Source organism: Streptomyces sp. AgN23, assembly GCF_001598115.1.
GTDB classification, from domain to species: Bacteria; Actinomycetota; Actinomycetes; order Streptomycetales; family Streptomycetaceae; genus Streptomyces; species Streptomyces antimycoticus.
Map to the genome: position 1 here is coordinate 6,099,471 of NZ_CP007153.1, position 25,317 is coordinate 6,124,787.

Below are 25,317 nucleotides of genomic sequence, written 5' to 3' on the forward strand. Positions count from 1 at the left end.
GGAGGTGTGCGCCGATGGCGCTCGACCAGTCCTTCGTGGGGCGGACCTACCCGCCCACCGCGGCGTACGAGGTCGGCCGGGAGAAGATCCGGGAATTCGCCGAGTCCCTGGGTGACACCAATCCGGCCTACACCGACCCCGAGGCGGCCAGGGCCCTCGGCTACCCCGACGTGATCGCCCCGCCGACGTTCATTTTCACGATCACCTTCAAGGCGGCCGGGAAGCAGGTTGTCGAGGACCCGCAACTGGGGCTGGACTACAGCCGGGTGGTCCACGGCGACCAGCAGTTCGAGTACACCCGCCCGGTCCGCGCGGGGGACCACCTCTCGGTCACCTCGATCATCGACTCGATCAAGTCGCTGGCCGGCAACGACATCCTGTCCGTCCGCGGCGAGGTCCACGACAAGGCGGGTGATCATGTAGCGACGTCGTTCACGACGCTGGTGGCCCGCGCCGCCGACGCAGAGGTGGAGGAGAGCAGATGACGACGGCCAAGATCTCGTACGACACCGTGGAGGTCGGCACCGAGGTGCCGATGCGCGAGTTCCGGGTGAACCGCGCCGACCTCGTGCGGTACGCGGGCGCGTCGGGCGACTTCAATCCGATCCACTGGAACGAGAAGTTCGCCAGGGAGGTCGGCCTCCCCGACGTCATCGCGCACGGCGCCTACACCATGGCCCAGGCGGCCCGGGTGGTGACCGAGTGGGCCGGCGACCCCGGCGCCCTCGTCGAGTACGGCGTCCGCTTCACCAGGCCGGTCGTGGTCCCCAACGACGACAAGGGCGCGCTCATCGAGATCGGCGCCAAGGTCGCCGCCAAGCTGGACGACGAGGCCCGCACGGTGCGCCTCGACATCATGGCGACCAGCGCCGGCCAGAAGGTGCTGGGCCGGGCCCGCGCCGTGGTACGGCTCGCCTGAGCCCTCGACCGCGCCCGAGCGGCCCCCAGGCGGATGAGAGCACGCCACCGCGTGTGAAGCCCGTCTGAGCGCTTTACGGGCCACACGCCCGTCGGCCCCCGGACTCCCCACACCGGGGGCGGCCACCCCAGGGCCCCCAGGGGGCGCCCCCGTACTCTTGAGCGCGTGCAGGAACTCCACGACGCCCCTCTCGCGCCCCTCACCACCTTCCGCCTCGGCGGACCGGCCAACCGGCTGATCACGGCCACGACCGACGATGAGGTCATCGCCGCGGTGCGGGCGGCCGACGCGGCCGGGATCCCGCTGCTGGTGATCGGCGGCGGCAGCAATCTGGTCATCGCCGACAAGGGCTTCGACGGCACCGCCCTGCAGATCGCGACCAGCGGCTTCACGCTCGACGGCACCCGCCTGGAGCTCGCCGCGGGCGAGAACTGGTCCGACGCCGTGGCCCGTACGGTCCGGGCGGGGCTCGCGGGCGTCGAATGCCTCGCCGGAATCCCCGGCTCCGCGGGGGCCACGCCGATACAGAACGTCGGCGCCTACGGCCAGGAGGTCTCCGCCACGATCACCGAGGTGATCGCCTACGACCGCCGCGCCGACGAGGTCGTCACGATCCCGAACGCCGACTGCGCCTTCTCCTACCGCCACAGCCGCTTCAAGGCCGACCCCGACCGCCATGTGGTGCTCCGGGTCCGCTTCGAGCTGGAGGACGCGGGCGGCCTCTCCGCGCCCGTGCGGTACGCCGAGACCGCGCGGGTGCTCGGCGTCGAGGTGGGGGACCGGGTGCCGGCCGCCGTGGCCCGCGAGACCGTCCTGGGACTGCGCGCGGGCAAGGGCATGGTGCTCGACCCCGAGGACCACGACACCTGGTCCGCTGGGTCGTTCTTCACCAACCCGGTGCTCACCGAGGACGCCTACGCCGCCTTCCTGGCCCGCGTCGCCGACCGCCTGGGCCCGGACACCGCGGTGCCCGCCTTCCCGGCGGGCGACGGCCTGATCAAGACCTCCGCGGCCTGGCTGATCGACAAGGCGGGCTTCACCAAGGGCTACGGCACCGGCCCGGCCCGGATCTCCACCAAGCACACGCTCGCCCTCACCAACCGGGGCGAGGCCACGACCGAGGATCTGCTGGCGCTGGCCCGCGAGGTGGTGGCCGGGGTCGAGGAGGCGTTCGGGATCCGGCTGGTCAACGAGCCGGTGACGGTGGGCGTGAGTCTCTGAGCCCGACTACTCACGTGAGTGGTCGGGGCCCGCCAGCCAGTCGTCGATCCCCGCCAGCATCCGCCGCCGGACCTCCTCCGGCGCGGCCGACCCGCGCACCGACTGACGCGCCAGCTCGGCCAGTTCGGCGTCCGTGAAGCCGTGGTGCTCGCGCACCAGCTCGTACTGCGCCGCCAGCCGTGAGCCGAAGAGCAGCGGGTCGTCCGCCCCGAGCGCCATCGGCACCCCCGCGTCGTACAGCGTCCGCAGCGGGACGTCCTCCGGCTTCTCGTAGACGCCGAGCGCCACGTTCGACGACGGGCACACCTCGCAGGTCACCTGGCGCTCGGCGAGCTTGGCGAGCAGCCGTGGGTCCTCCGCCGCGCGCACCCCGTGGCCGACCCGGGCCGCGCCGAGGTCGTCCAGGCAGTCCCGCACGCTGCCGGCGCCCGACAGCTCGCCGCCGTGCGGCGCCGCCAGCAGCCCGCCCTCCCGGGCGATGGCGAAGGCCCGGTCGAAGTCGCGGGCGAAGCCGCGCCGCTCGTCGTTGGAGAGGCCGAAGCCGACCACGCCGCGGTCCGCGTAGCGCACCGCGAGCCGGGCCAGGGTGCGCGCCTCCAGCGGATGCTTCATGCGGTTGGCGGCGACCAGCACCCTGATCCCAAGACCGGTGTCCGCGGAGGCGCTCTCGACCGCGTCCAGGATGACCTCCATCGCCGGGATCAGCCCGCCCAGGCGCGGGGCGTACGAGGTGGGGTCGACCTGGATCTCCAGCCACTGGGCCCCGTCCCGCACGTCCTCCTGGGCCGCCTCGCGGACCAGCCGCCGGATGTCGTCGGCGTCCCGCAGGCAGGATCGTGCGATGTCGTACAGCCGCTGGAAGCGGAACCAGCCGCGTTCATCGGTGGCCCGCAACTTCGGCGGCTCACCGCCGCTCAGTGCCTCGGGCAGGTGGACGCCGTACTTGTCGGCGAGTTCCAGGAGGGTCGCGCTGCGCATGGAGCCGGTGAAGTGAAGATGCAGATGCGCTTTGGGGAGCAGGTGTACATCGCGTGCCATCTGCAGATACTGCCGTACGACCGGACCCGCCGGTACCGCTTTCCCCGAACGGGGAGGTGCACACATGAGGAAGGGCCGGATCCGCTCCCGCGGATTCCGGCCCGTTCCCTACGTGCGTGCGACCCGTGCGCCTTACGCGCTCGCCTCGCCCAGCAGCTTCTGCAGCCGGGAGACGCCCTCGACGAGGTCCTCGTCGCCCAGCGCGTACGACAGCCGCAGATAGCCCGGGGTGCCGAACGCCTCACCCGGCACCACCGCGACCTCGGCCTCCTCCAGGATCAGCTCCGCCAGCTCGACGCTGGTCCGCGGCCGCTTGCCGCGGATCTCCTTGCCGAGCAGCCCCTTGACCGAGGGATAGGCGTAGAAGGCGCCCTCCGGCTCCGGGCACTCGACGCCGTCGATCTCGTTCAGCATCCGCACGATGGTGCGGCGGCGGCGGTCGAACGCCTCGCGCATCGTGGCCACGGCGTCCAGGTCGCCCGAGACGGCGGTCAGCGCGGCGACCTGAGCGACATTGCTCACATTCGAGGTGGCGTGCGACTGCAGGTTGGTCGCGGCCTTGATGACGTCCTTGGGGCCGATGACCCAGCCCACCCGCCAGCCGGTCATCGCGTACGTCTTCGCGACACCGTTGACCACGATGCACTTGTCGCGCAGCTCGGGCACCACGACCGGCAGCGAGTGGAACTCGGCGTCGCCGTAGACCAGGTGCTCGTAGATCTCGTCGGTCAGCACCCACAGCCCGTGCTCGGCGGCCCAGCGGCCGACCTCCTCGATCTGCTCACGGCTGTAGACCGCGCCGGTGGGGTTCGAGGGGGAGACGAAGAGCAGCACCTTGGTGTGCTCGGTGCGGGCCGCCTCCAGCTGCTCGACGGAGACGCGGTAGCCGGTCGTCTCGTCGGCGACGACCTCCACCGGGACACCGCCGGCCAGCCGGATCGACTCCGGGTAGGTGGTCCAGTAGGGCGCGGGGACGATGACCTCGTCGCCCGGGTCCAGGATCGCGGCGAACGCCTCGTAGATCGCCTGCTTGCCGCCGTTGGTCACCAGGACCTGGGCCGCCTCGACCTCGTAACCGCTGTCGCGCAGCGTCTTCGCGGCGATCGCGGTCTTGAGCTCGGGGAGCCCGCCGGCCGGCGTGTAGCGGTGGTACTTCGGGTCGCGGCAGGCCGCCGCCGCGGCGTCGACGACATAGTCGGGCGTGGGAAAGTCGGGCTCACCGGCGCCGAAGCCGATCACCGGACGGCCGGCGGCCTTGAGGGCCTTGGCCTTGGCGTCGACGGCGAGGGTCGCGGACTCGGAGATCGAGCCGATCCGGGCCGATACCCGCCGGTCGGTCGGGGACTGTACGGGGGGAGTAGCAGCGGTCATAGATGCATCGTCGCAGACGGGCGAAATGGGTGGCACAGGGGTTTGCGGAGACTTCGCGCGCTTCTCGTTCGACGCCTGGCCGTCAAGCACGTACACTCAACCGTCGTTGGCCGATCAACAGCCGCATCCGACCGCACACTCCGTGCAGCCGGATGTATGCGGTAGGTTGGTGGTGCCGCGAAGGGTCGTAGCTCAATTGGTAGAGCACTGGTCTCCAAAACCAGCGGTTGGGGGTTCAAGTCCCTCCGGCCCTGCTACACGCACTTTGATCAGGGTGCGTGCACGCGTACGCAAGGACAAGCACCGCTGTGCGGCCGGGCCGGACGCGGCACGGCCACGACCCGGATTCAGGTGAGGACGAGTGACGGAAGCCCTTGGCTCCACCGCGACGCCTGAGAGCGGTCGTCCCGACGAGGACGAGGTGGCGACCAAGCGGGGTCGCCGTGGCGGCAAGCGCGCGAAGAAGGGGCCCTTTGGCCGCCTCGCGCTCTTCTACCGCCAGATCATCGCTGAGCTGCGGAAGGTCGTCTGGCCCACCCGCGGTCAGCTGTCGACGTACACCAGTGTGGTGATCGTTTTCGTCCTCATCATGATTGGCATCGTGACCGTGATTGACTATGGGTTCAATAACGCCATCAAGTACGTCTTTGGCTGAGACCCACGCGAAAGGCGGCCGCCGTCCCGGCGTCGCCTCTTTCGCACGTTCCACCCCTTTGAAGCCAGGAAGAAGCAGCCACAGTGTCTGACCCGAACCTGAACGACGCCGCCGAGCCCGTCGAGTCCCGTGAGGACGAGCTCGACATCGTTGAGGCGGCGGACTCCGACCAGGCTGAAGCAGCCGACGCCGCGGCGGGCGTGCCCGCCGAGGAGGACGCGCTGCATGTCGAGGGCGAGGACGCCCTCGAGGCCGATGCGGCCCCCGCGGCCGAGCCGGACGGGCTGGACGAGGCAGAAGACGCGGCCGAGGCGGAGGCCGAGACCGAGGTCGTCGACCCGGTCGAGGCGCTCCGCCAGGAGCTGCGCGGACTGCCCGGTGAGTGGTACGTGATCCACACCTACGCGGGCTACGAGAAGCGCGTGAAGGCCAACCTGGAGCAGCGTGCCGTCTCGCTGAACGTCGAGGACTTCATCTATCAGGCCGAGGTCCCCGAGGAAGAGATCGTCCAGATCAAGAACGGCGAGCGCAAGAACGTCCGGCAGAACAAGCTGCCCGGCTATGTGCTCGTCCGCATGGACCTGACCAACGAGTCGTGGGGTGTCGTCCGCAACACCCCGGGCGTCACCGGCTTCGTGGGCAACGCCTACGACCCGTACCCGCTGACCTTGGACGAGATCGTCAAGATGCTCGCTCCCGAGGCCGAGGAGAAGGCCGCCAAGGCCGCCGCCGAGGAGAGCGGCATGCCGGCGCCGAGCCGCAAGGTCGAGGTCCAGGTGCTGGACTTCGAGGTCGGCGACTCGGTCACGGTCACCGACGGCCCGTTCGCGACCCTGCAGGCGACGATCAACGAGATCAACGCCGACTCGAAGAAGGTCAAGGGCCTGGTGGAGATCTTCGGCCGGGAGACCCCGGTCGAGCTGAGCTTCGACCAGATCCAGAAGAACTGAGTCTCCGCAACGGAACTTCCGAACAGGTCAGACGGGCTTTCGCGGCCGGTCTGACCTGCTCGGTTTTAAGGCGCACACCTATACCCGTTATCGTTGTGCGGTATGCCTCCATCCGGATGATCCGGTTCGGAGGCGAACCACCTCTCACTAGGACCCGGAGAGAGCATGCCTCCCAAGAAGAAGAAGGTCACGGGGCTGATCAAGCTCCAGATCCAGGCCGGCGCCGCGAACCCGGCCCCGCCGGTCGGCCCCGCGCTGGGCCAGCACGGCGTCAACATCATGGAGTTCTGCAAGGCCTACAACGCCGCGACCGAGTCGCAGCGTGGCATGGTCGTGCCGGTGGAGATCACGGTCTACGAGGACCGCTCCTTCACCTTCGTGACCAAGACCCCGCCGGCCGCCAAGCTGATCCTCAAGGCCGCGGGCGTGGAGAAGGGCTCCGGCGAGCCTCACAAGACCAAGGTCGCCAAGATCAGCCGCGACCAGGTGCGTGAGATCGCCACCACCAAGATGCCCGACCTGAACGCCAATGACCTGGACGCCGCCGAGAAGATCATCGCCGGCACCGCCCGTTCCATGGGCATCACGGTCGAGGGCTGACACCTCCACGGCGAGGGCACACAGCCCCCGCAGTCACGTGTGGCAGGGCCAAGCGCTGGCCCGGACCACGAACTCCACACCATCAGGAGCAACAGTGAGCAAGCGCAGCAAGACTCTCCGCGCTGCGGACGCCAAGATCGACCGGGAGCGCAACTACGCCCCGCTCGAGGCCGTCCGTCTCGCGAAGGACACCTCCGCGACCAAGTTCGACGCGACCGTCGAGGTCGCCATGCGCCTGGGCGTCGACCCGCGCAAGGCCGACCAGATGGTCCGCGGCACCGTGAATCTGCCGCACGGCACCGGTAAGACCGCCCGGGTCCTGGTCTTCGCGACCGGTGACCGTGCTGCGGCCGCGGAGGCCGCCGGCGCCGACATCGTCGGCTCCGACGAGCTCATCGACGAGGTGTCCAAGGGGCGTCTGGACTTCGACGCCGTCGTCGCCACCCCGGACCTCATGGGCAAGGTCGGCCGCCTCGGCCGGGTGCTCGGTCCGCGTGGTCTGATGCCGAACCCGAAGACCGGAACCGTCACCCCGGACGTGGCCAAGGCCGTCACGGACATCAAGGGCGGCAAGATCGAGTTCCGCGTCGACAAGCACTCCAACCTGCACTTCATCATCGGCAAGCTCTCGTTCGACGAGACCAAGCTGGTGGAGAACTACGCCGCGGCGCTCGAGGAGATCAACCGTCTCAAGCCGTCCGCCGCGAAGGGCCGCTACATCAAGAAGGCGACCCTGACCACCACGATGGGCCCCGGCATCCCGCTGGACGCCAACCGCACCCGCAACCTGCTGGTCGAGGAAGAGGCCGTCTGAGGCCGCCTCTGACCCAGCGCACCACGGTGTGCAACCGCCGGGCCCCCGCACCGCGTCGAAGGTGCGGGGGCCCGGCGTCTTCTGTTGTCGGTTCCCTCCGCTAAAGTCACTCTGCAGCAGACGTAAAAGAGAAATAAAAACTAGGGGGAGCCGTGCGCGGTACTCATGTCGGTGCGCGATGGGCGATAGCCGCTGGAAGCCTCGTTCTGATGGTCGGCCTCACCGCGTGCGGGAGCGAGAAGTCCGACGATGACAAGGCCGGCGACAAGACCGGCGGCGACAAGTCCGGGCAGTCCGCGATGAGCCCGCTGGCGGCGCTCAAGCTCGCCTCGCAGCAGACGGACAAGAAGAACTCGGCCAAGGTCGAGGGCACCACCAAGATGGGCGAGCAGAACTCGCGGATGTCCGGCGACATGGACTGGGCCAACGGCATCCGGGCCAACATGTCCATCACCCAGACCGGTGGCGCCATCGCCTCCTCCCCGATCGCGGGCAAGCCGATGGACGCCAAGTACACCCCCGACGCCATGTTCCTGAACATGGGCGACGAGTTCGCCGCCCAGGCGGGCCGCGGCAAGCACTGGGTGAAGTACGACTACGACGTGCTGGCCCAGAAGGCGGGCCCCTCGGGCGCCTTCCTGAAGGACCAGATGCAGAACAACAACCCGTCGCGCTCGGTGGAGCTGCTGCTCGCCACGGGCAAGGTCAAGAGCGTGGGCAGCGAGGACGTGAAGGGCGTCAAGGCCACCCACTACACGGGCACGGTCAAGGTCTCCGAGATCGCCAAGATGCAGTCCAAGGAGCTCAGCCAGTCCGACCTGGACGCGCTGCAGAAGCAGCTGGAGACCTCCGGTATGGACACCGAGACCATCGACCTGTGGGTGGATGGGGAGAACCTGCTGGTCAAGAAGCGTGAGCAGGCGCAGAGCAACAACGGCGCCTACGACTCCACGGTCTACTACTCGGACTACGGCACCAGCGTGACCGTCACCGAGCCGTCCTCATCGGACACCGTGGACTTCCAGGACATGCTCCAGCAGTAGAGCCGATTTGCCTGGCCGCGGCCCGTTCGCGTAATCTCCTACAGAAGCCAAAGACCGCTGGTTGTCGCTGTGCCCCCGTAAGGGGCCGGTGGCTGAAGGATCCGCTAGCTGCGGGCGACCTGCGTAGGTGTACGTGGTTGAACTCCCGAACGGGTCGCGAGCCCTGCCGGTCGAGTTACGCCCCGAGCGCCTGCGCCGGGGCGTTTTCGCGTTGTCCAGTCTCCTTCCTTCAGGCCGAAGCGGTCCTCATCACCCGGAAGGAGGCCGAGGCTCATGGCGAGTCCTGACAAGGTCGCAGCTGTCGACGAGATGCGGGAGAAGTTCCGCAGCTCCAACGCGGCTCTCGTCACCGCGTACACCGGTCTCACCGTTGCGCAGCTCAAGGAGCTGCGCCGTTCGCTCGGTGAGAACGTTCAGTACCGTGTGGTGAAGAACACGCTGACCAAGATCGCGGCCAATGAGGCCGGGATCAACCAGCTCGACGACCTGTTCGCGGGTTCGTCGGCCGTCGCCTTCGTGACCGGTGACCCGGTCGAGGCGGCGAAGGGTCTCCGTGACTTCGCCAAGGAGAACCCCGCTCTCGTCATCAAGGGCGGTGTCCTTGATGGCAAGGCGCTGTCCGCCGACGAGATCAAGAAGCTCGCGGACCTCGAGTCCCGTGAGGTGCTGCTCGCCAAGCTGGCGGGTGCGATGAAGGCCAAGCAGTCCCAGGCTGCCGCGCTCTTCCAGGCCCCGCTGTCCAAGTTCATCCGGACCGCCGAGGCGCTCCGGCAGAAGCAGGCCGAGCAGGGCGGTGCCGAATCCCCGGCTCCCGCCGAGGCCGAGTCCGAGTAATCAGGCTCCGGTCGCAGCGGGCCGGGAAGCCCGCCGACATGTACATCCGGCACCACCTGCCGAATTAGTGGAAGGACCGCCATCATGGCGAAGCTCAGCCAGGACGACCTGCTCGCGCAGTTCGAGGAGATGACCCTCATCGAGCTCTCCGAGTTCGTGAAGGCCTTCGAGGAGAAGTTCGACGTCACCGCCGCCGCCCCGGCCGCCGTCGTGGCCGCCGCCCCGGGCGCCCCGGGTGCCGCTGCCCCGGCCGAGGAGGAGAAGGACGAGTTCGACGTCATCCTCACCGGCGCCGGCGACAAGAAGATCCAGGTCATCAAGGTCGTGCGTGAGCTGACCTCCCTGGGTCTGAAGGAGGCCAAGGACCTCGTCGACGGCACCCCGAAGCCGGTCCTCGAGAAGGTCAACAAGGAGCAGGCCGACAAGGCCGCCGAGTCCCTCAAGGGCGCCGGCGCCTCCGTCGAGGTCAAGTGACCTCTCGGCCCGCCGCCACACGCCCGTAGGACGTCCGGCGGCGCGGCCCGGTTGCAGCCAGGGGCGATCACCCGTTCGGGTGGTCGCCCTTCGGCGTTCCCGTCAGGGCTACATTGTCTTACGGAGTTGTGGAGGTAGGGTGATCTTCGTTGCCTGTCGCCACGCCCTGTGACGATCTCGCCGGAGTGGGGGGCCTTGACGAACGGCACGCAGCGCGCAATTCTCAGGACGCGACGCCGCATCGATCCAAAAGTCCGAGGCATGGATCGTCGGCGAAGCGGGCAGTATCGATATGCGCATCGAGCGCGCGGGCTGCCGCCAGGGCGGATGAAGACAACGAGGGGCGCGCCCCTCACCGGAGGGAGAGATTGGCACTGCCGGTCTCAGGAACTCGGCGCTGGACATCAGTGTGCCAAGTGGCTACACTGACCCTTTGCGCTGCCTGTTAGCTGCTCCCTGCCCGTCACCAGGGGCATACCTACCTTCGAGCACTATTGATGGAGACACCCTGACCAGGGATTTCATCCATGGGCTCTCGGTAGGACCGGTACGCGCGTAGTGAGTCCGAGCCCTCGGAAGGACCCCCTCTTGGCCGCCTCGCGCAACGCCTCGACTGCCAATACGAACAATGGCGCCAGCACCGCCCCGCTGCGCATCTCCTTTGCGAAGATCAGGGAGCCTCTCGAGGTTCCGAACCTCCTCGCGCTGCAGACCGAGAGCTTCGATTGGCTGCTCGGCAATGCCGCCTGGAAGGCTCGCGTCGAGGCTGCGCTGGACAGCGGTCAGGACGTCCCCACCAAGTCCGGTCTGGAAGAGATCTTCGAGGAGATCTCCCCGATCGAGGACTTCTCCGGGTCGATGTCCCTGACTTTCCGTGATCACCGTTTCGAGCCGCCGAAGAACTCGATCGACGAGTGCAAGGAGCGTGACTTCACCTACGCCGCTCCGCTCTTCGTCACGGCCGAGTTCACCAACAACGAGACCGGCGAGATCAAGTCCCAGACGGTCTTCATGGGCGACTTCCCGCTCATGACCGACAAGGGCACCTTCTGCATCAACGGCACCGAGCGTGTCGTCGTCTCGCAGCTGGTCCGCTCGCCGGGTGTCTACTTCGACTCCTCCATCGACAAGACGTCCGACAAGGACATCTTCTCCGTCAAGGTCATCCCGTCCCGGGGTGCCTGGCTGGAGATGGAGATCGACAAGCGTGACATGGTCGGTGTGCGTATCGACCGCAAGCGCAAGCAGTCCGTCACCGTTCTCCTGAAGGCTCTCGGCTGGACGACCGAGCAGATCCTGGAGGAGTTCGGCGAGTACGAGTCGATGCGCGCCACCCTGGAGAAGGACCACACCCAGGGCCAGGACGACGCGCTGCTCGACATCTACCGCAAGCTGCGTCCGGGCGAGCCCCCCACACGGGAGGCCGCGCAGACGCTGCTCGAGAACCTCTACTTCAACCCGAAGCGCTACGACCTCGCGAAGGTCGGCCGCTACAAGGTCAACAAGAAGCTGGGTTCGGCCGCTCCGCTGGACGCGGGCGTCCTGACGGTCGAGGACGTCATCGCCTCGATCAAGTACCTGGTGAAGCTGCACGCCGGTGAGACCGAGACCGTCGGGGACAACGGCCAGTCCGTGGTCGTCGAGACCGACGACATCGACCACTTCGGCAACCGCCGTATCCGTAACGTCGGCGAGCTGATCCAGAACCAGGTCCGCACGGGTCTGGCCCGTATGGAGCGCGTCGTGCGTGAGCGCATGACGACTCAGGACGTCGAGGCGATCACGCCGCAGACCCTGATCAACATCCGGCCGGTCGTCGCCTCCATCAAGGAGTTCTTCGGCACCAGCCAGCTGTCGCAGTTCATGGACCAGACGAACCCGCTGTCGGGTCTGACCCACAAGCGCCGTCTGAACGCGCTCGGCCCCGGTGGTCTCTCCCGTGAGCGGGCGGGCTTCGAGGTCCGTGACGTGCACCCGTCGCACTACGGCCGCATGTGCCCGATCGAGACGCCCGAAGGCCCGAACATCGGTCTGATCGGCTCGCTCGCCTCGTACGGCCGGGTCAACGCGTTCGGTTTCATCGAGACCCCGTACCGCAAGGTCGTCGACGGTGTCGTCACCGACGACGTCGACTACCTGACGGCCGATGAAGAGGACCGCTTCGTCATCGCGCAGGCCAACGCCCCGCTCGCGGACGACCTGCGCTTCGCCGAGAACCGCGTCCTGGTCCGCCGCCGTGGCGGCGAGGTCGACTACATCCCCGGCGACGACGTCGACTACATGGACGTCTCACCGCGCCAGATGGTGTCGGTCGCGACCGCGATGATCCCCTTCCTCGAGCACGACGACGCCAACCGCGCGCTCATGGGCTCGAACATGATGCGCCAGGCCGTGCCGCTGATCAAGGCGGAGTCCCCGCTGGTCGGCACCGGCATGGAGTACCGCTGTGCGGTCGACGCCGGCGACGTCATCAAGGCCGAGAAGGACGGTGTCGTCCAGGAGGTCTCCGCCGACTACGTGACGGTGGCCAACGACGACGGCACCTACACCACCTACCGGGTGGCCAAGTTCTCCCGCTCCAACCAGGGCACCTCCTTCAACCAGAAGGTCGTCGTGGACGAGGGTGCGCGGGTGATCGCCGGCCAGGTGCTGGCCGACGGCCCGTCCACCGAGGACGGCGAGATGGCGCTCGGCAAGAACCTCCTGGTGGCGTTCATGCCGTGGGAGGGCCACAACTACGAGGACGCGATCATCCTCAGCCAGCGTCTGGTGCAGGACGACGTCCTCTCCTCGATCCACATCGAGGAGCACGAGGTCGATGCCCGTGACACCAAGCTCGGCCCCGAGGAGATCACCCGGGACATCCCGAACGTCTCCGAGGAGGTCCTCGCCGACCTCGACGAGCGCGGCATCATCCGGATCGGTGCCGAGGTCGTCGCCGGCGACATCCTGGTCGGCAAGGTCACCCCGAAGGGCGAGACCGAGCTGACCCCGGAGGAGCGGCTGCTGCGCGCGATCTTCGGTGAGAAGGCCCGTGAGGTCCGTGACACCTCGCTGAAGGTGCCGCACGGTGAGATCGGCAAGGTCATCGGCGTCCGCGTCTTCGACCGCGAAGAGGGCGACGAACTGCCGCCGGGCGTGAACCAGCTGGTCCGCGTCTACGTGGCGCAGAAGCGCAAGATCACCGATGGTGACAAGCTCGCCGGCCGTCACGGCAACAAGGGCGTCATCTCCAAGATCCTGCCGGTCGAGGACATGCCGTTCCTGGAGGACGGCACCCCGGTCGACATCATCCTCAACCCGCTGGGTGTCCCGTCCCGAATGAACCCGGGACAGGTCCTGGAGATCCACCTGGGCTGGCTGGCCTCCCGCGGCTGGAAGGTCGAGGGCTCCGAGGACTGGATGCAGCGGCTCCAGGCCATCGGCGCCGACGAGGTCGAGCCCGGCACCAACGTCGCGACCCCGGTCTTCGACGGCGCCCGCGAGGACGAGATCGCCGGTCTCTTCGACTCGACGATCCCGAACCGCGACGGCGACCGCCTGGTCCAGTCGTCCGGCAAGGCCCGGCTCTTCGACGGCCGCTCCGGCGAGCCGTTCCCGGAGCCGATCTCGGTCGGCTACATGTACATCCTCAAGCTGCACCACCTGGTGGACGACAAGCTGCACGCCCGGTCCACCGGTCCGTACTCGATGATCACCCAGCAGCCGCTGGGTGGTAAGGCTCAGTTCGGTGGCCAGCGCTTCGGTGAGATGGAGGTGTGGGCGCTGGAGGCTTATGGCGCCGCGTACGCCCTCCAGGAGCTGCTGACCATCAAGTCCGACGACGTGACCGGCCGCGTGAAGGTCTACGAGGCCATCGTCAAGGGCGAGAACATTCCCGAGCCCGGCATCCCCGAGTCCTTCAAGGTGCTCATCAAGGAGATGCAGTCCCTGTGCCTCAACGTGGAGGTGCTGTCGTCCGACGGCATGTCCATCGAGATGCGCGACACCGACGAGGACGTCTTCCGCGCTGCGGAGGAGCTCGGTATCGACCTGTCCCGGCGCGAGCCGAGCAGCGTCGAAGAGGTCTGACGGGTCTGGCCGGGGCGCTCCCACCAAGGCGCCCCGGCCTCTCCCCGGACCCCCAGTCAGACCCGAAGACACGACCCTGAAAGAGGGATTGACGACAAGTGCTCGACGTCAACTTCTTCGACGAGCTGCGGATCGGCCTCGCCACCGCTGATGACATCCGTCAGTGGTCCCACGGTGAGGTCAAGAAGCCGGAAACCATCAACTACCGCACCCTCAAGCCCGAAAAGGACGGACTCTTCTGCGAGAAGATCTTCGGTCCGACCCGGGACTGGGAGTGCTACTGCGGTAAGTACAAGCGCGTCCGCTTCAAGGGCATCATCTGTGAGCGCTGCGGTGTCGAGGTCACCCGCGCCAAGGTGCGCCGTGAGCGGATGGGCCACATTGAGCTGGCCGCTCCCGTTACCCACATCTGGTACTTCAAGGGCGTGCCCAGCCGTCTGGGCTACCTGCTCGACCTCGCCCCGAAGGACCTCGAGAAGGTCATCTACTTCGCCGCCTACATGATCACGTGGGTGGACGAGGAGCGCCGCACGCGCGATCTGCCCTCGCTGGAGGCCCATGTCTCCGTCGAGCGTCAGCAGATCGAGCAGCGCCGCGACGCCGACCTGGAGGCCCGCGCCAAGAAGCTCGAGGCGGACCTCGCCGAGCTCGAGGCCGAGGGTGCCAAGGCCGATGTGCGCCGTAAGGTGCGCGAGGGCGCCGAGCGTGAGATGAAGCAGCTGCGCGACCGCGCCCAGCGCGAGATCGACCGTCTCGACGAGGTGTGGAACCGCTTCAAGAACCTCAAGGTCCAGGACCTGGAGGGCGACGAGCTGCTCTACCGTGAGCTGCGTGACCGCTTCGGCACGTACTTCATGGGCGGCATGGGCGCCGCGGCGCTGCAGAAGCGCCTGGAGTCCTTCGACCTCGACGAAGAGGCCGAGAAGCTCCGCGAGATCATCCGGACCGGCAAGGGCCAGAAGAAGACCCGTGCGCTCAAGCGCCTCAAGGTCGTCTCCGCCTTCCTGCAGACCCGCAACAGCCCCAACGGCATGGTGCTGGACTGCATCCCGGTGATCCCGCCGGACCTGCGTCCGATGGTGCAGCTGGACGGTGGCCGCTTCGCGACCTCCGACCTGAACGACCTGTACCGCCGTGTGATCAACCGGAACAACCGCCTCAAGCGTCTCCTTGACCTCGGTGCCCCCGAGATCATCGTGAACAACGAGAAGCGGATGCTGCAGGAGGCCGTCGACGCGCTGTTCGACAACGGCCGCCGCGGTCGCCCGGTGACCGGTCCCGGTAACCGTCCGCTGAAGTCCCTCAGCGACATGCTGAAGGGTAAGCAGGGCCGGTTCCGTCAGAACCTGCTCGGTAAGCGTGTCGACTACTCGGCCCGTTCGGTCATCGTCGTCGGCCCGCAGCTCAAGCTGCACCAGTGCGGTCTGCCCAAGGCCATGGCGCTGGAGCTCTTCAAGCCGTTCGTGATGAAGCGCCTGGTGGACCTGAACCACGCGCAGAACATCAAGTCGGCCAAGCGCATGGTCGAGCGTGGCCGCACGGTCGTGTACGACGTGCTCGAAGAGGTCATCGCCGAGCACCCGGTGCTGCTGAACCGTGCGCCGACCCTGCACCGCCTCGGCATCCAGGCCTTCGAGCCGCAGCTGGTCGAGGGCAAGGCCATTCAGATTCACCCGCTCGTCTGCACCGCGTTCAACGCGGACTTCGACGGTGACCAGATGGCCGTGCACCTGCCGCTGTCCGCGGAGGCGCAGGCCGAGGCCCGCATCCTGATGCTGTCCTCGAACAACATCCTCAAGCCGGCCGACGGCCGGCCGGTGACCATGCCGACCCAGGACATGGTGCTGGGCCTGTTCTTCCTCACCACCGACGAGGAGGAGCGCGAGGTCAAGGGCGAGGGCCGGGCCTTCGGGTCGGCCGCCGAGGCGACCATGGCGTTCGACGCCCGGGAGCTCTCGCTCCAGGCGAAGATCGACATCCGCTTCCCGATCGGCACCGTCCCGCCCCGCGGCTGGACCCCGCCGGCTCCGGAGGCAGGGGACGACGGCGTCGGGGGAGGGGTCTGGCAGCCCGGTGACAGCTTCCGGCTGCGCACCACGCTGGGCCGCGCGCTCTTCAACGAGCTGCTGCCGGAGGACTACCCGTTCGTCGACTACTCGGTGGGCAAGAAGCAGCTCTCCGAGATCGTCAACGACCTCGCCGAGCGTTACCCCAAGGTCATCGTCGCGGCGACGCTGGACAACCTGAAGGCGGCCGGTTTCCACTGGGCCACCCGCTCCGGTGTCACCGTCGCCATCTCCGACGTGGTCGTGCCCGAGGCCAAGAAGGGCATCATCGAGGGGTACGAGGCGCAGGACGAGAAGGTCCAGAAGCAGTACGAGCGTGGTCTGATCACCAAGGACGAGCGCACCCAGGAACTGATCGCGATCTGGACCAAGGCGACCAACGAGGTCGCCGAGGCGATGAACGCGAACTTCCCGAAGACCAACCCGATCTTCATGATGGTCGACTCGGGCGCGCGCGGAAACATGATGCAGATGCGTCAGATCGCCGGTATGCGTGGTCTGGTGTCCAACGCGAAGAACGAGACCATCCCGCGGCCCATCAAGGCGTCGTTCCGTGAGGGTCTCTCCGTGCTGGAGTACTTCATCTCCACCCACGGTGCCCGTAAGGGTCTCGCCGACACCGCCCTGCGTACCGCCGACTCGGGTTACCTGACCCGACGTCTGGTGGACGTCTCCCAGGACGTGATCATCCGCGAGGAGGACTGCGGCACCGACCGTGGCCTCAAGCTCGGGATCGCGTCCAAGGGTGCGGACGGCGTGCTGCGCAAGGCGGAGGACGTCGAGACCAGCGTGTACGCGCGCTGCCTCGCCGAGGACATCGTCGTCGAGGGGAAGGTCCTGGCCCCGGCCGGTACCGACCTGGGCGATGTGCTCATCGACGAGCTGGTCCGCCACGGCGTGGAGACGGTCAAGACCCGTTCGGTGCTCACCTGCGAGTCCGCCGTCGGCACCTGCGCCATGTGCTACGGCCGCTCGCTGGCGACCGGCAAGCTGGTGGACATCGGTGAGGCGGTCGGCATCATCGCCGCCCAGTCCATCGGTGAGCCCGGCACCCAGCTGACGATGCGTACCTTCCACACCGGTGGTGTGGCCGGTGACGACATCACCCAGGGTCTGCCGCGTGTCGTCGAGCTCTTCGAGGCCCGTACGCCCAAGGGTGTCGCCCCGATCTCGGAGGCGGCCGGCCGCGTCCGGATCGAGGAGACCGAGAAGACCAAGAAGCTCGTCGTCACCCCGGACGACGGCTCCGACGAGACCGCCTTCGGCGTCTCCAAGCGAGCCCGTCTCCTGGTGGGCGAGGGCGACCGCGTCGACGTCGGCCAGCCGCTGACCGTGGGTGCCGTCAACCCGCACGACGTGCTGCGCATCCTCGGCCAGCGCGCCGTCCAGGTGCACCTGGTGGGCGAGGTCCAGAAGGTCTACAACTCGCAGGGTGTGTCGATCCACGACAAGCACATCGAGATCATCATCCGGCAGATGCTGCGCCGTGTGACGATCATCGAGTCCGGCGACGCGGAGCTGCTGCCGGGCGAGCTCGTGGAGCGCTCGCGCTTCGAGTCGGAGAACCGTCGTGTGGTCCAGGAAGGCGGCCACCCGGCCTCCGGCCGTCCGCAGCTGATGGGTATCACCAAGGCCTCGCTGGCGACCGAGTCCTGGCTGTCGGCGGCGTCCTTCCAGGAGACGACCCGGGTGCTCACCGACGCGGCGATCAACGCCAAGTCGGACTCCCTGATCGGCCTCAAGGAGAACGTGATCATCGGTAAGCTCATCCCGGCCGGTACGGGCCTGTCCCGCTACCGCAACATCCGGGTCGAGCCGACCGAGGAGGCGAAGGCCGCGATGTACTCGGCCGTCGGTTACGACGACATCGACTACTCGCCCTTCGGCACGGGCTCCGGCCAGGCGGTTCCGCTGGAGGACTACGACTACGGTCCGTACAACCAGTAGGACCCGATCCGTTCGCAGGGCGGTCACCCCCATGGTGGGTGGCCGCCCCGCGGCGTTTTCCGGGCCCCGGGGCGGACCCAGACGGCCCCGGTGGGCGGTCCCGGATACGGCCCCAGACGGCCCCAGACGGCTCCAGGCGGCCGGGGTGAGCGGGGTGGGAGTCGAGGAGCCGGGCCAGCGCTCCTTGCCGTTTCACCCGCTTCCCGCCGGCCGCGGCGACCGCCGCCGCGTCCTGCTCGCGAGCCTGCTGCCTGCTCAGGACCTCGGCGAGCATCGGCGCGAAGCCGAGCGCGGCCGCCTGCTGGTCGGAGTGGTCGTCACGGTCGCTGTAGCGTGATCACGACCTGGCGTTCACGCAGATCCTTGAGGAGGCGCTGCACCATTTCGCGGGAGGCGCCGATGGCCCCGGCGAGCTCCTGCTTGCTGAGCGGTACGGCCAGCTCGATGCCGTTCTCCGTACGTCGCCCATGGGACCTGGCGAGGTCGAGGAGCAGCACCGCGAAGCGCTCGCGCACGGTCAGCGAGGCGAAGTCGAGGCGGCGGCGGTCGGCGGCGCGCATCCGGTCGCTGGTCAGGGCCAAGGGCACCCGGTCGTCGGGTCCACTGTCCTCGGGAATTCCGGCCTGCGTCATGATTCCGCTCCCCCCCAGTGTCATGAATCGATCAACGCACCGAAGGCGCTCCCTATACAGGGAGTGACGTGCCTCGGTTCACTCGCTCCGAGAGCGGTCGGACAGCGGCTATTTCCGGCGTGTCGGGGCCCTCTGCATTTGTTTTGACCGAAGTCGATGAGGTAGGTACGCTCAGACCTTGTGCCTGGGGTGTGCCCGGGTCCTTGCGTGTGCGCCCCCAGCCTTCGGCGGGGAGGTGCCTCAGCATGCGAGGGGCCGAGGTGTCGACACCAACAATCTGCACTCTCCGAACTTTCGCAGAGGGCTGCGGTGCGCGACACACCCGACCGCGTGGGTCGGACGAACTCCAGGTTAGCTTTACCGAGACTGGCACACAGAAACCGGAGAAACGGTGCCTACGATCCAGCAGCTGGTCCGCAAGGGCCGCCAGGACAAGGTCGAGAAGAACAAGACCCCCGCCCTCGCGGGGTCGCCGCAGCGCCGTGGGACATGCACTCGCGTGTTCACCACGACGCCGAAGAAGCCGAACTCGGCGCTCCGCAAGGTCGCGCGTGTCCGGCTGAGCAGTGGGATCGAGGTCACCGCCTACGTCCCGGGTGAGGGGCACAACCTGCAGGAGCACTCCATCGTGCTCGTGCGTGGCGGTCGTGTGAAGGACCTGCCGGGTGTTCGTTACAAGATCATCCGCGGCTCCCTCGACACGCAGGGCGTCAAGAACCGCAAGCAGGCTCGCAGCCGCTACGGCGCCAAGAAGGAGAAGTAAGAATGCCTCGTAAGGGTCCCGCCCCGAAGCGCCCGGTCATCATCGACCCGGTTTACAACTCTCCTCTGGTGACGTCCCTCATCAACAAGGTGCTGCTGAACGGCAAGCGCTCCACCGCCGAGCGCATCGTGTACGGCGCCATGGAGGGCCTGCGCGAGAAGTCCGGCAACGACCCGGTCATCACGCTCAAGCGCGCGCTGGAGAACGTGAAGCCGACCCTCGAGGTCCGCTCCCGCCGTGTCGGTGGCGCCACCTACCAGGTGCCGGTCGAGGTCCGTCCCGGCCGTTCCTCCACCCTCGCCCTGCGCTGGCTCGTGGGCTACTCCCGCGCGCGTCGTGAGAAGACCATGACCGAGCGGCTCATGAACGAGCTGCTGGACGCCAGCAATGGTCTGGGCGCCTCCGTCAAGCGGCGCGAGGACACCCACAAGATGGCCGAGTCCAACAAGGCCTTCGCGCACTACCGCTGGTAGTCGCTACCCCATCGAGAACCGAGAGAAGACTGAGCCAGATGGCCACCACTTCACTTGACCTGGCCAAGGTCCGCAACATCGGGATCATGGCCCACATCGACGCGGGCAAGACGACCACCACCGAGCGGATTCTGTTCTACACCGGCGTGAGCTACAAGATCGGTGAAGTCCACGATGGCGCCGCCACCATGGACTGGATGGAGCAGGAGCAGGAGCGCGGCATCACCATCACGTCGGCCGCGACGACTTGTCACTGGCCGCTTGAGAACGTCGATCACACCATCAACATCATCGACACCCCGGGCCACGTCGACTTCACCGTCGAGGTGGAGCGTTCGCTGCGCGTGCTCGACGGTGCCGTGACCGTGTTCGATGGCGTCGCCGGTGTGGAGCCGCAGTCCGAGACGGTGTGGCGTCAGGCGGACCGCTACGGCGTTCCGCGTATCTGCTTCGTCAACAAGCTCGACCGCACCGGTGCCGAGTTCCACCGCTGCGTCGACATGATCACGGACCGCCTGGGCGCGGTGCCGCTGGTCATGCAGCTGCCGATCGGCACCGAGGCCGACTTCAAGGGTGTCGTCGACCTCGTCACCATGAAGGCGCTGGTCTGGTCCGCCGAGGCGACCAAGGGCGAGATGTACGACACCGTCGACATCCCGGACACCCACACCGAGGCCGCCGACGAGTGGCGCGGCAAGCTGCTCGAGGGCGTCGCCGAGAACGACGAAGAGATGATGGAGCTGTACCTGGAGGGCGAGGAGCCCACCGTGGAGCAGCTGTACGCGGCGATCCGCCGCATCACCATCGCCTCCGGCAAGGGCGGCGGCACCACCGTCACCCCCGTGTTCTGTGGCACCGCGTTCAAGAACAAGGGCGTTCAGCCCCTGCTCGACGCCGTGGTCCGGTACCTCCCGTCGCCGATCGACATCGAGGCGATCGAGGGGCACTCGGTCAAGGACCCGGACGAGGTCATCAAGCGTCGTCCGTCCGAGGAGGAGCCTCTCTCGGCTCTGGCGTTCAAGATCGCGAGCGACCCGCACCTCGGCAAGCTCACCTTCATCCGTGTGTACTCCGGCCGCATGGACGCCGGCACCCAGGTGCTGAACTCCGTGAAGGGCAAGAAGGAGCGCATCGGCAAGATCTACCGGATGCACGCGAACAAGCGTGAGGAGATCGACTCGGTGGGTGCCGGCGACATCGTCGCCGTCATGGGTCTGAAGCAGACCACCACCGGTGAGACCCTCTCCGACTCGTCGAACCCGGTGATCCTGGAGTCCATGGACTTCCCGGCCCCGGTCATCGAGGTGGCCATCGAGCCGAAGTCCAAGGGCGACCAGGAGAAGCTCGCCGTCGCGATCCAGCGGCTTGCCGAGGAGGACCCGTCCTTCCGCGTCAAGACCGACGAGGAGACCGGCCAGACGATCATCTCCGGCATGGGCGAGCTGCACCTGGACGTGCTGGTCGACCGTATGCGCCGCGAGTTCAAGGTCGAGGCCAACGTCGGTAAGCCGCAGGTGGCCTACCGCGAGACGCTGCGCAAGGCGGTCGAGCGGTACGACTACACGCACAAGAAGCAGACTGGTGGTTCCGGCCAGTTCGCGAAGGTGCAGATCGCGCTGGAGCCGCTCGAGGGCGACGGCTACGAGTTCGAGAACAAGGTCACCGGTGGCCGCATCCCGCGGGAGTACATCCCGTCCGTGGACGCGGGCTGCCAGGAGGCCATGGAGTTCGGCGTGCTCGCGGGCTACCCGCTGACCGGTGTGAAGGTCACCCTGCTCGACGGTGGCTACCACGAGGTCGACTCGTCCGAGATGGCGTTCAAGATCGCCGGTTCGATGGCCTTCAAGGAGGCCGCCCGCAAGGCCAGCCCGGCCCTGCTCGAGCCGATGATGAAGGTCGAGGTCACCACACCCGAGGACTACATGGGTGACGTGATCGGCGACATCAACTCCCGTCGCGGGCAGATCCAGTCCATGGAGGACCGGAGCGGCGCCAAGCTGGTCACCGGCCTGGTTCCGCTGTCGGAGATGTTCGGCTACGTGGGCGACCTGCGCAGCAAGACGTCCGGCCGCGCCAGCTACTCCATGCAGTTCGACTCCTACGCCGAGGTTCCGCGGAACGTCGCCGAGGAGATCATCGCGAAGGCCAAGGGCGAGTAAGGCGGGTTCATCCGCTTTCCTCACCCTTTAGGCTGGAAGCACAAGGCATCGGGGCATTCGTTGTGGAGCGCGTCCACCGCGTTCCACGGCGGGGCCCCTGGCGCCGGCCCCCCAGACGAATACGGCGAAGGGCATCCCCCTCGGGGTCCTGGCCGGTTCGGTAAGAAAACCTGAACTCATCCGCAAAGCGTGGATGCGTTACAGAACCACTCCACAGGAGGACCCCAGTGGCGAAGGCGAAGTTCGAGCGGACTAAGCCGCACGTCAACATCGGCACCATCGGTCACATCGACCACGGTAAGACCACGCTTACCGCTGCGATCACCAAGGTGCTGCACGACGCGTACCCGGACCTGAACGAGGCCTCGGCCTTCGACCAGATCGACAAGGCTCCTGAGGAGCGCCAGCGCGGTATCACCATCTCCATCGCGCACGTCGAGTACCAGACCGAGTCGCGTCACTACGCGCACGTTGACTGCCCCGGTCACGCGGACTACATCAAGAACATGATCACCGGTGCCGCGCAGATGGACGGCGCCATCCTCGTGGTCGCCGCCACCGACGGCCCGATGCCGCAGACCAAGGAGCACGTGCTCCTGGCCCGCCAGGTCGGCGTGCCGTACATCGTTGTCGCCCTGAACAAGGCCGACATGGTGGACGACGAGGAGATCCTGGAGCTCGTCGAGCTCGAGGTCCGCGAGCTGCTCTCCGAGTACGAGTTCCCGGGCGACGACGTTCCGGTCGTCAAGGTCTCGGCGCTCAAGGCGCTCGAGGGTGACGCCGAGTGGGGCAAGTCCGTCCTCGACCTGATGAAGGCCGTCGACGAGTCGATCCCGCAGCCCGAGCGTGACGTCGACAAGCCGTTCCTGATGCCGATCGAGGACGTCTTCACCATCACCGGTCGCGGTACGGTCGTCACCGGCCGTATCGAGCGCGGTGTGCTGAAGGTCAACGAGAACGTCGACATCATCGGCATCAAGCAGGAGAAGACCTCGACCACCGTCACCGGTATCGAGATGTTCCGCAAGCTGCTCGACGAGGGCCAGGCCGGTGAGAACGTCGGTCTGCTGCTCCGCGGCATCAAGCGCGAGGACGTCGAGCGCGGCCAGGTCATCATCAAGCCGGGTTCGGTCACTCCGCACACCGAGTTCGAGGCCCAGGCGTACATCCTGTCCAAGGACGAGGGTGGCCGCCACACGCCGTTCTTCAACAACTACCGTCCGCAGTTCTACTTCCGTACCACGGACGTGACGGGCGTTGTGACCCTCCCCGAGGGCACCGAGATGGTCATGCCGGGCGACAACACCGAGATGTCCGTCCAGCTGATCCAGCCGGTCGCCATGGAGGAGGGCCTGAAGTTCGCCATCCGTGAGGGTGGCCGGACCGTCGGCGCCGGCCAGGTCACCAAGATCAACAAGTGACCTGACGCTCCCCGGAGCAAAGAGCCCCATTCGCCACTGGCGGGTGGGGCTCTTTCGTATGTGGGTACCCGGCCGTCCACATCGAAGCCGCGTTCGACTTCGGGAGCGAACAGATGATGACAAATGGCAAGATCGCGGTCGCGGTCGTGGGAGGCTACTTCCTCGGGCGCACCAAGAAGGCGAAACTCGCCTTCGGGCTGGGCATGTTGCTGGCCGGTAAGAAGATCACGCTGGATCCGCAGCAGCTGAAGAAGTCCCTCGCCGAGATGCCGCTGCTGAGCGGCCTCAACGGACAGGTGCGTCAGGAACTCGTCGACGCCACCCGGCAGGCCGCTACCAAGGCCGTGTCCGACCGGGTGGGCGGCCTCGCCGATTCGCTGCATGAGCGCACCGCGTTGCTGCGCGGTGCGAGCGAGGACGCCCGGGACGAGGACGAGGACGCCCGGGACGAGGGCCGCGCCGAGGACGAGGAGCCCGCCGAGCGGGAGGAGGCCGGGGCGGACTCCGAGCCGAAGCGGAAACCGAAGCCGTCGAAGCCTCCCCGCAAGGCGGCGGCCAAGGCCCCGGCCCGTCCGGCGAAGAAGACCGCCGCCTCCGTCTCCGGGAAGGCGAAGAAGGCCGCCGCCTCGGGCGCCGCCCGGGCCAAGAAGACCGCCAGGACCGCGGGGGGCCGCAATGGCTGACACGCTGGGCAAGCTCAAGGACGACATCGTCGGCAACCCCGCTACCGACCGGCTCAAGGACGAGCTGCGCAACTACGTCCAGGCGCGGGCGACACATGCGATCTCCGGCCTCGGCACCGGCCTCGCCAAGGGCGCGCAGTCCCTCGCCGAGGGCAAGTCGCCGGGGCAGGCGCTGATGAAGGCCGGCTCGTCCCAGCTGAAGGATTCACTCAAGCAATCGCTGAAGGAGAAGGTCAAGGGCGCCTTCGGCAAGGGCCGGGGGAAGAGCGGAGGCGGCAAGTCGAAGAGTGTGACGGTCGTCGAGGACATCGACGTCGGGGTGCCGGTCCGCGAGGCGTACGACCAGTGGACCCAGTTCCAGGAGTTCAGCACCTTCGCCAAGGGGGTCGTCAGCGTCGAGAAGGCCGACGACACCAGCAGCAACTGGAAGGTGAAGGTCGCCAAGTCCACCCGCAGCTGGCGGGCGAACGTCACCGAGCAGGTGCCCGATGAGCGGATCACCTGGACCACCGAGGGTGCGAAGGGCACCGTCAAGGGTGTCGTCACCTTCCATCCGCTCGGCGACAACCTCACCCGGGTGCTGCTGGTCCTGGAGTACTTCCCCAAGGGCCTCTTCGAGAAGACCGGCAACATCTGGCGGGCCCAGGGCCGACGGGCGCGCCTCGACCTGAAGCTCTACCGCAAGTTCATCATGATGCGCGGCGAGGCCACGGACGGCTGGCGCGGCGAGATCCGGGACGGCGAGGTCGTGCGCGACCACGAGACCGCCGTGGAGGAGGAAGAGCGCGACAACGCAGGGGACGAGGCCGGGGGAGAAGCCGATGAGCCGCGGTCCGGGTCCGGCGACGAGAGCGAAGCCGAAGGCGACGCCGGGGAAGAGCGTGCGGACGAGGCGGAGGACGCGTACGAGGACGCGTACGAGGACGAGGGCGGTGCGGCCGCGGATGCGGATGAGGCGCCGGAGGAGGAGTACGAGGAGGAGCCCGAAGACGCCGAGTCCGAGCCGGAATCCGGTCTCGCGGAGGACGAGGAAGACGCGGAGGACGAGGAAGAGCCGGAGGACACCGAGGACGCCGAGGCGTACGAGGAGTCCGAAGAGCCTGAGGAGGCCGAGGAGGCCGAGGAACCCGAGGAACCCAAGGCCGCCCGCCCCCGACGGCGTGCCGCCGCGGCCCGGCGCTGA

21 protein-coding genes, 1 tRNA gene and 1 pseudogene are annotated in these 25,317 nt (G+C 67.6%); 20 read left to right on the forward strand and 3 right to left on the reverse strand.

All coding sequences use genetic code 11. The annotated features are described in order from the left end of the window. Nucleotides 1-14: 14 nt before the first annotated feature. The 3 genes from AS97_RS26445 (at nucleotide 15) to AS97_RS26455 (ending at nucleotide 2,140) form a co-directional block, all read left to right on the forward strand. Nucleotides 15-485 carry a MaoC family dehydratase N-terminal domain-containing protein gene (locus AS97_RS26445; protein WP_210565779.1) on the forward strand — a complete coding sequence of 157 codons (471 nt, stop codon included), beginning with the start codon at nucleotides 15-17 and terminating at the stop codon, nucleotides 483-485. Next, on the forward strand, nucleotides 482-919 hold the full coding sequence (locus tag AS97_RS26450) for a MaoC family dehydratase (protein WP_059148989.1): 438 nt from the start codon (nucleotides 482-484) through the stop codon (nucleotides 917-919). Before AS97_RS26445 ends, AS97_RS26450 begins: the two co-directional genes overlap by 4 nt. 165 nt (nucleotides 920-1,084) lie before the next feature. Further along, complete coding sequence (locus tag AS97_RS26455; RefSeq protein WP_059148988.1) at nucleotides 1,085-2,140, forward strand: UDP-N-acetylmuramate dehydrogenase; 1,056 nt, start codon at nucleotides 1,085-1,087, stop codon at nucleotides 2,138-2,140. A gap of 6 nt (nucleotides 2,141-2,146) precedes the next feature. Here AS97_RS26455 and AS97_RS26460 read toward each other — a convergent pair whose 3' ends face one another. Next, a complete protein-coding gene (locus AS97_RS26460; protein ID WP_059148987.1) occupies nucleotides 2,147-3,178 on the reverse strand; it encodes an adenosine deaminase in 1,032 nt (343 codons plus the stop codon). Nucleotides 3,179-3,310: 132 nt separating this feature from the next. Further along, a complete protein-coding gene (locus tag AS97_RS26465) occupies nucleotides 3,311-4,549 on the reverse strand; it encodes a pyridoxal phosphate-dependent aminotransferase (RefSeq protein ID WP_059148986.1) in 1,239 nt (412 codons plus the stop codon). Nucleotides 4,550-4,730: 181 nt separating this feature from the next. Here AS97_RS26465 and AS97_RS26470 point away from each other — a divergent pair. The 11 genes from AS97_RS26470 (at nucleotide 4,731) to AS97_RS26520 (ending at nucleotide 18,340) form a co-directional block, all read left to right on the forward strand. Next, nucleotides 4,731-4,803: transfer RNA gene (locus AS97_RS26470), tRNA-Trp, on the forward strand. Between the two features lie 107 nt (nucleotides 4,804-4,910). Next, nucleotides 4,911-5,204, forward strand: coding sequence for a preprotein translocase subunit SecE (gene secE / locus AS97_RS26475; protein WP_043235335.1), 294 nt, complete (start codon nucleotides 4,911-4,913; stop codon nucleotides 5,202-5,204). 83 nt (nucleotides 5,205-5,287) lie between these two features. Beyond that, nucleotides 5,288-6,154: a transcription termination/antitermination protein NusG gene (gene nusG, locus AS97_RS26480; RefSeq protein ID WP_059148985.1), complete on the forward strand. Its 867-nt coding sequence runs from the start codon at nucleotides 5,288-5,290 to the stop codon at nucleotides 6,152-6,154. A 165-nt stretch (nucleotides 6,155-6,319) separates the two neighbouring features. Next, on the forward strand, nucleotides 6,320-6,754 hold the full coding sequence (gene rplK / locus AS97_RS26485) for a 50S ribosomal protein L11 (protein WP_044571693.1): 435 nt from the start codon (nucleotides 6,320-6,322) through the stop codon (nucleotides 6,752-6,754). A gap of 94 nt (nucleotides 6,755-6,848) precedes the next feature. Beyond that, entirely contained in the window at nucleotides 6,849-7,568 is a 720-nt protein-coding gene (rplA, locus tag AS97_RS26490) for a 50S ribosomal protein L1 (protein WP_059148984.1), read from the forward strand. 209 nt (nucleotides 7,569-7,777) lie between these two features. After that, on the forward strand, nucleotides 7,778-8,611 hold the full coding sequence (locus tag AS97_RS26495) for a hypothetical protein (RefSeq protein WP_059148983.1): 834 nt from the start codon (nucleotides 7,778-7,780) through the stop codon (nucleotides 8,609-8,611). A 273-nt stretch (nucleotides 8,612-8,884) separates the two neighbouring features. Beyond that, nucleotides 8,885-9,445, forward strand: coding sequence for a 50S ribosomal protein L10 (gene rplJ, locus AS97_RS26500; protein WP_210565780.1), 561 nt, complete (start codon nucleotides 8,885-8,887; stop codon nucleotides 9,443-9,445). Between the two features lie 84 nt (nucleotides 9,446-9,529). Continuing rightward, the gene (rplL, locus tag AS97_RS26505) at nucleotides 9,530-9,919 is read left to right on the forward strand and encodes a 50S ribosomal protein L7/L12 (RefSeq protein ID WP_037952872.1); all 390 of its coding nucleotides are present in this window, start codon (nucleotides 9,530-9,532) and stop codon (nucleotides 9,917-9,919) included. 588 nt (nucleotides 9,920-10,507) lie between these two features. Then, nucleotides 10,508-13,990 (forward strand): DNA-directed RNA polymerase subunit beta, encoded by a 3,483-nt coding sequence (rpoB, locus tag AS97_RS26510; RefSeq protein WP_059148981.1) that lies wholly within the window; start codon nucleotides 10,508-10,510, stop codon nucleotides 13,988-13,990. Between the two features lie 98 nt (nucleotides 13,991-14,088). Next, nucleotides 14,089-18,003: a DNA-directed RNA polymerase subunit beta' gene (locus AS97_RS26515; protein ID WP_086709499.1), complete on the forward strand. Its 3,915-nt coding sequence runs from the start codon at nucleotides 14,089-14,091 to the stop codon at nucleotides 18,001-18,003. Nucleotides 18,004-18,148: 145 nt separating this feature from the next. Then, complete coding sequence (locus AS97_RS26520) at nucleotides 18,149-18,340, forward strand: hypothetical protein (protein WP_210565781.1); 192 nt, start codon at nucleotides 18,149-18,151, stop codon at nucleotides 18,338-18,340. Here AS97_RS26520 and AS97_RS26525 read toward each other — a convergent pair. Continuing rightward, a pseudogene (locus AS97_RS26525) lies at nucleotides 18,321-18,584 on the reverse strand (helix-turn-helix domain-containing protein); the annotation flags it as partial. The gene AS97_RS26520 and the pseudogene AS97_RS26525 overlap by 20 nt on opposite strands. Before the next feature lie 442 nt (nucleotides 18,585-19,026). On the opposite strand from AS97_RS26525, the gene rpsL reads away from it, so the two are divergent. The 6 genes from rpsL to AS97_RS26555 all read left to right on the forward strand — a co-directional run bounded on the left by rpsL (nucleotide 19,027) and on the right by AS97_RS26555 (nucleotide 25,317). Further along, entirely contained in the window at nucleotides 19,027-19,398 is a 372-nt protein-coding gene (gene rpsL / locus AS97_RS26530; protein WP_014054153.1) for a 30S ribosomal protein S12, read from the forward strand. Nucleotides 19,399-19,400: 2 nt separating this feature from the next. Beyond that, on the forward strand, nucleotides 19,401-19,871 hold the full coding sequence (gene rpsG, locus AS97_RS26535; protein WP_014178748.1) for a 30S ribosomal protein S7: 471 nt from the start codon (nucleotides 19,401-19,403) through the stop codon (nucleotides 19,869-19,871). Nucleotides 19,872-19,909: 38 nt separating this feature from the next. Beyond that, nucleotides 19,910-22,030, forward strand: a complete 2,121-nt coding sequence (fusA, locus tag AS97_RS26540) for an elongation factor G (RefSeq protein WP_059148978.1) — start codon at nucleotides 19,910-19,912, stop codon at nucleotides 22,028-22,030. Between the two features lie 227 nt (nucleotides 22,031-22,257). After that, nucleotides 22,258-23,451: an elongation factor Tu gene (gene tuf, locus AS97_RS26545; RefSeq protein ID WP_037952879.1), complete on the forward strand. Its 1,194-nt coding sequence runs from the start codon at nucleotides 22,258-22,260 to the stop codon at nucleotides 23,449-23,451. A gap of 113 nt (nucleotides 23,452-23,564) precedes the next feature. After that, entirely contained in the window at nucleotides 23,565-24,134 is a 570-nt protein-coding gene (locus AS97_RS26550; RefSeq protein WP_210565782.1) for a hypothetical protein, read from the forward strand. Beyond that, nucleotides 24,127-25,317, forward strand: coding sequence for an SRPBCC family protein (locus AS97_RS26555; RefSeq protein WP_210565783.1), 1,191 nt, complete (start codon nucleotides 24,127-24,129; stop codon nucleotides 25,315-25,317). The genes AS97_RS26550 and AS97_RS26555 overlap by 8 nt, the downstream gene beginning before the upstream one ends.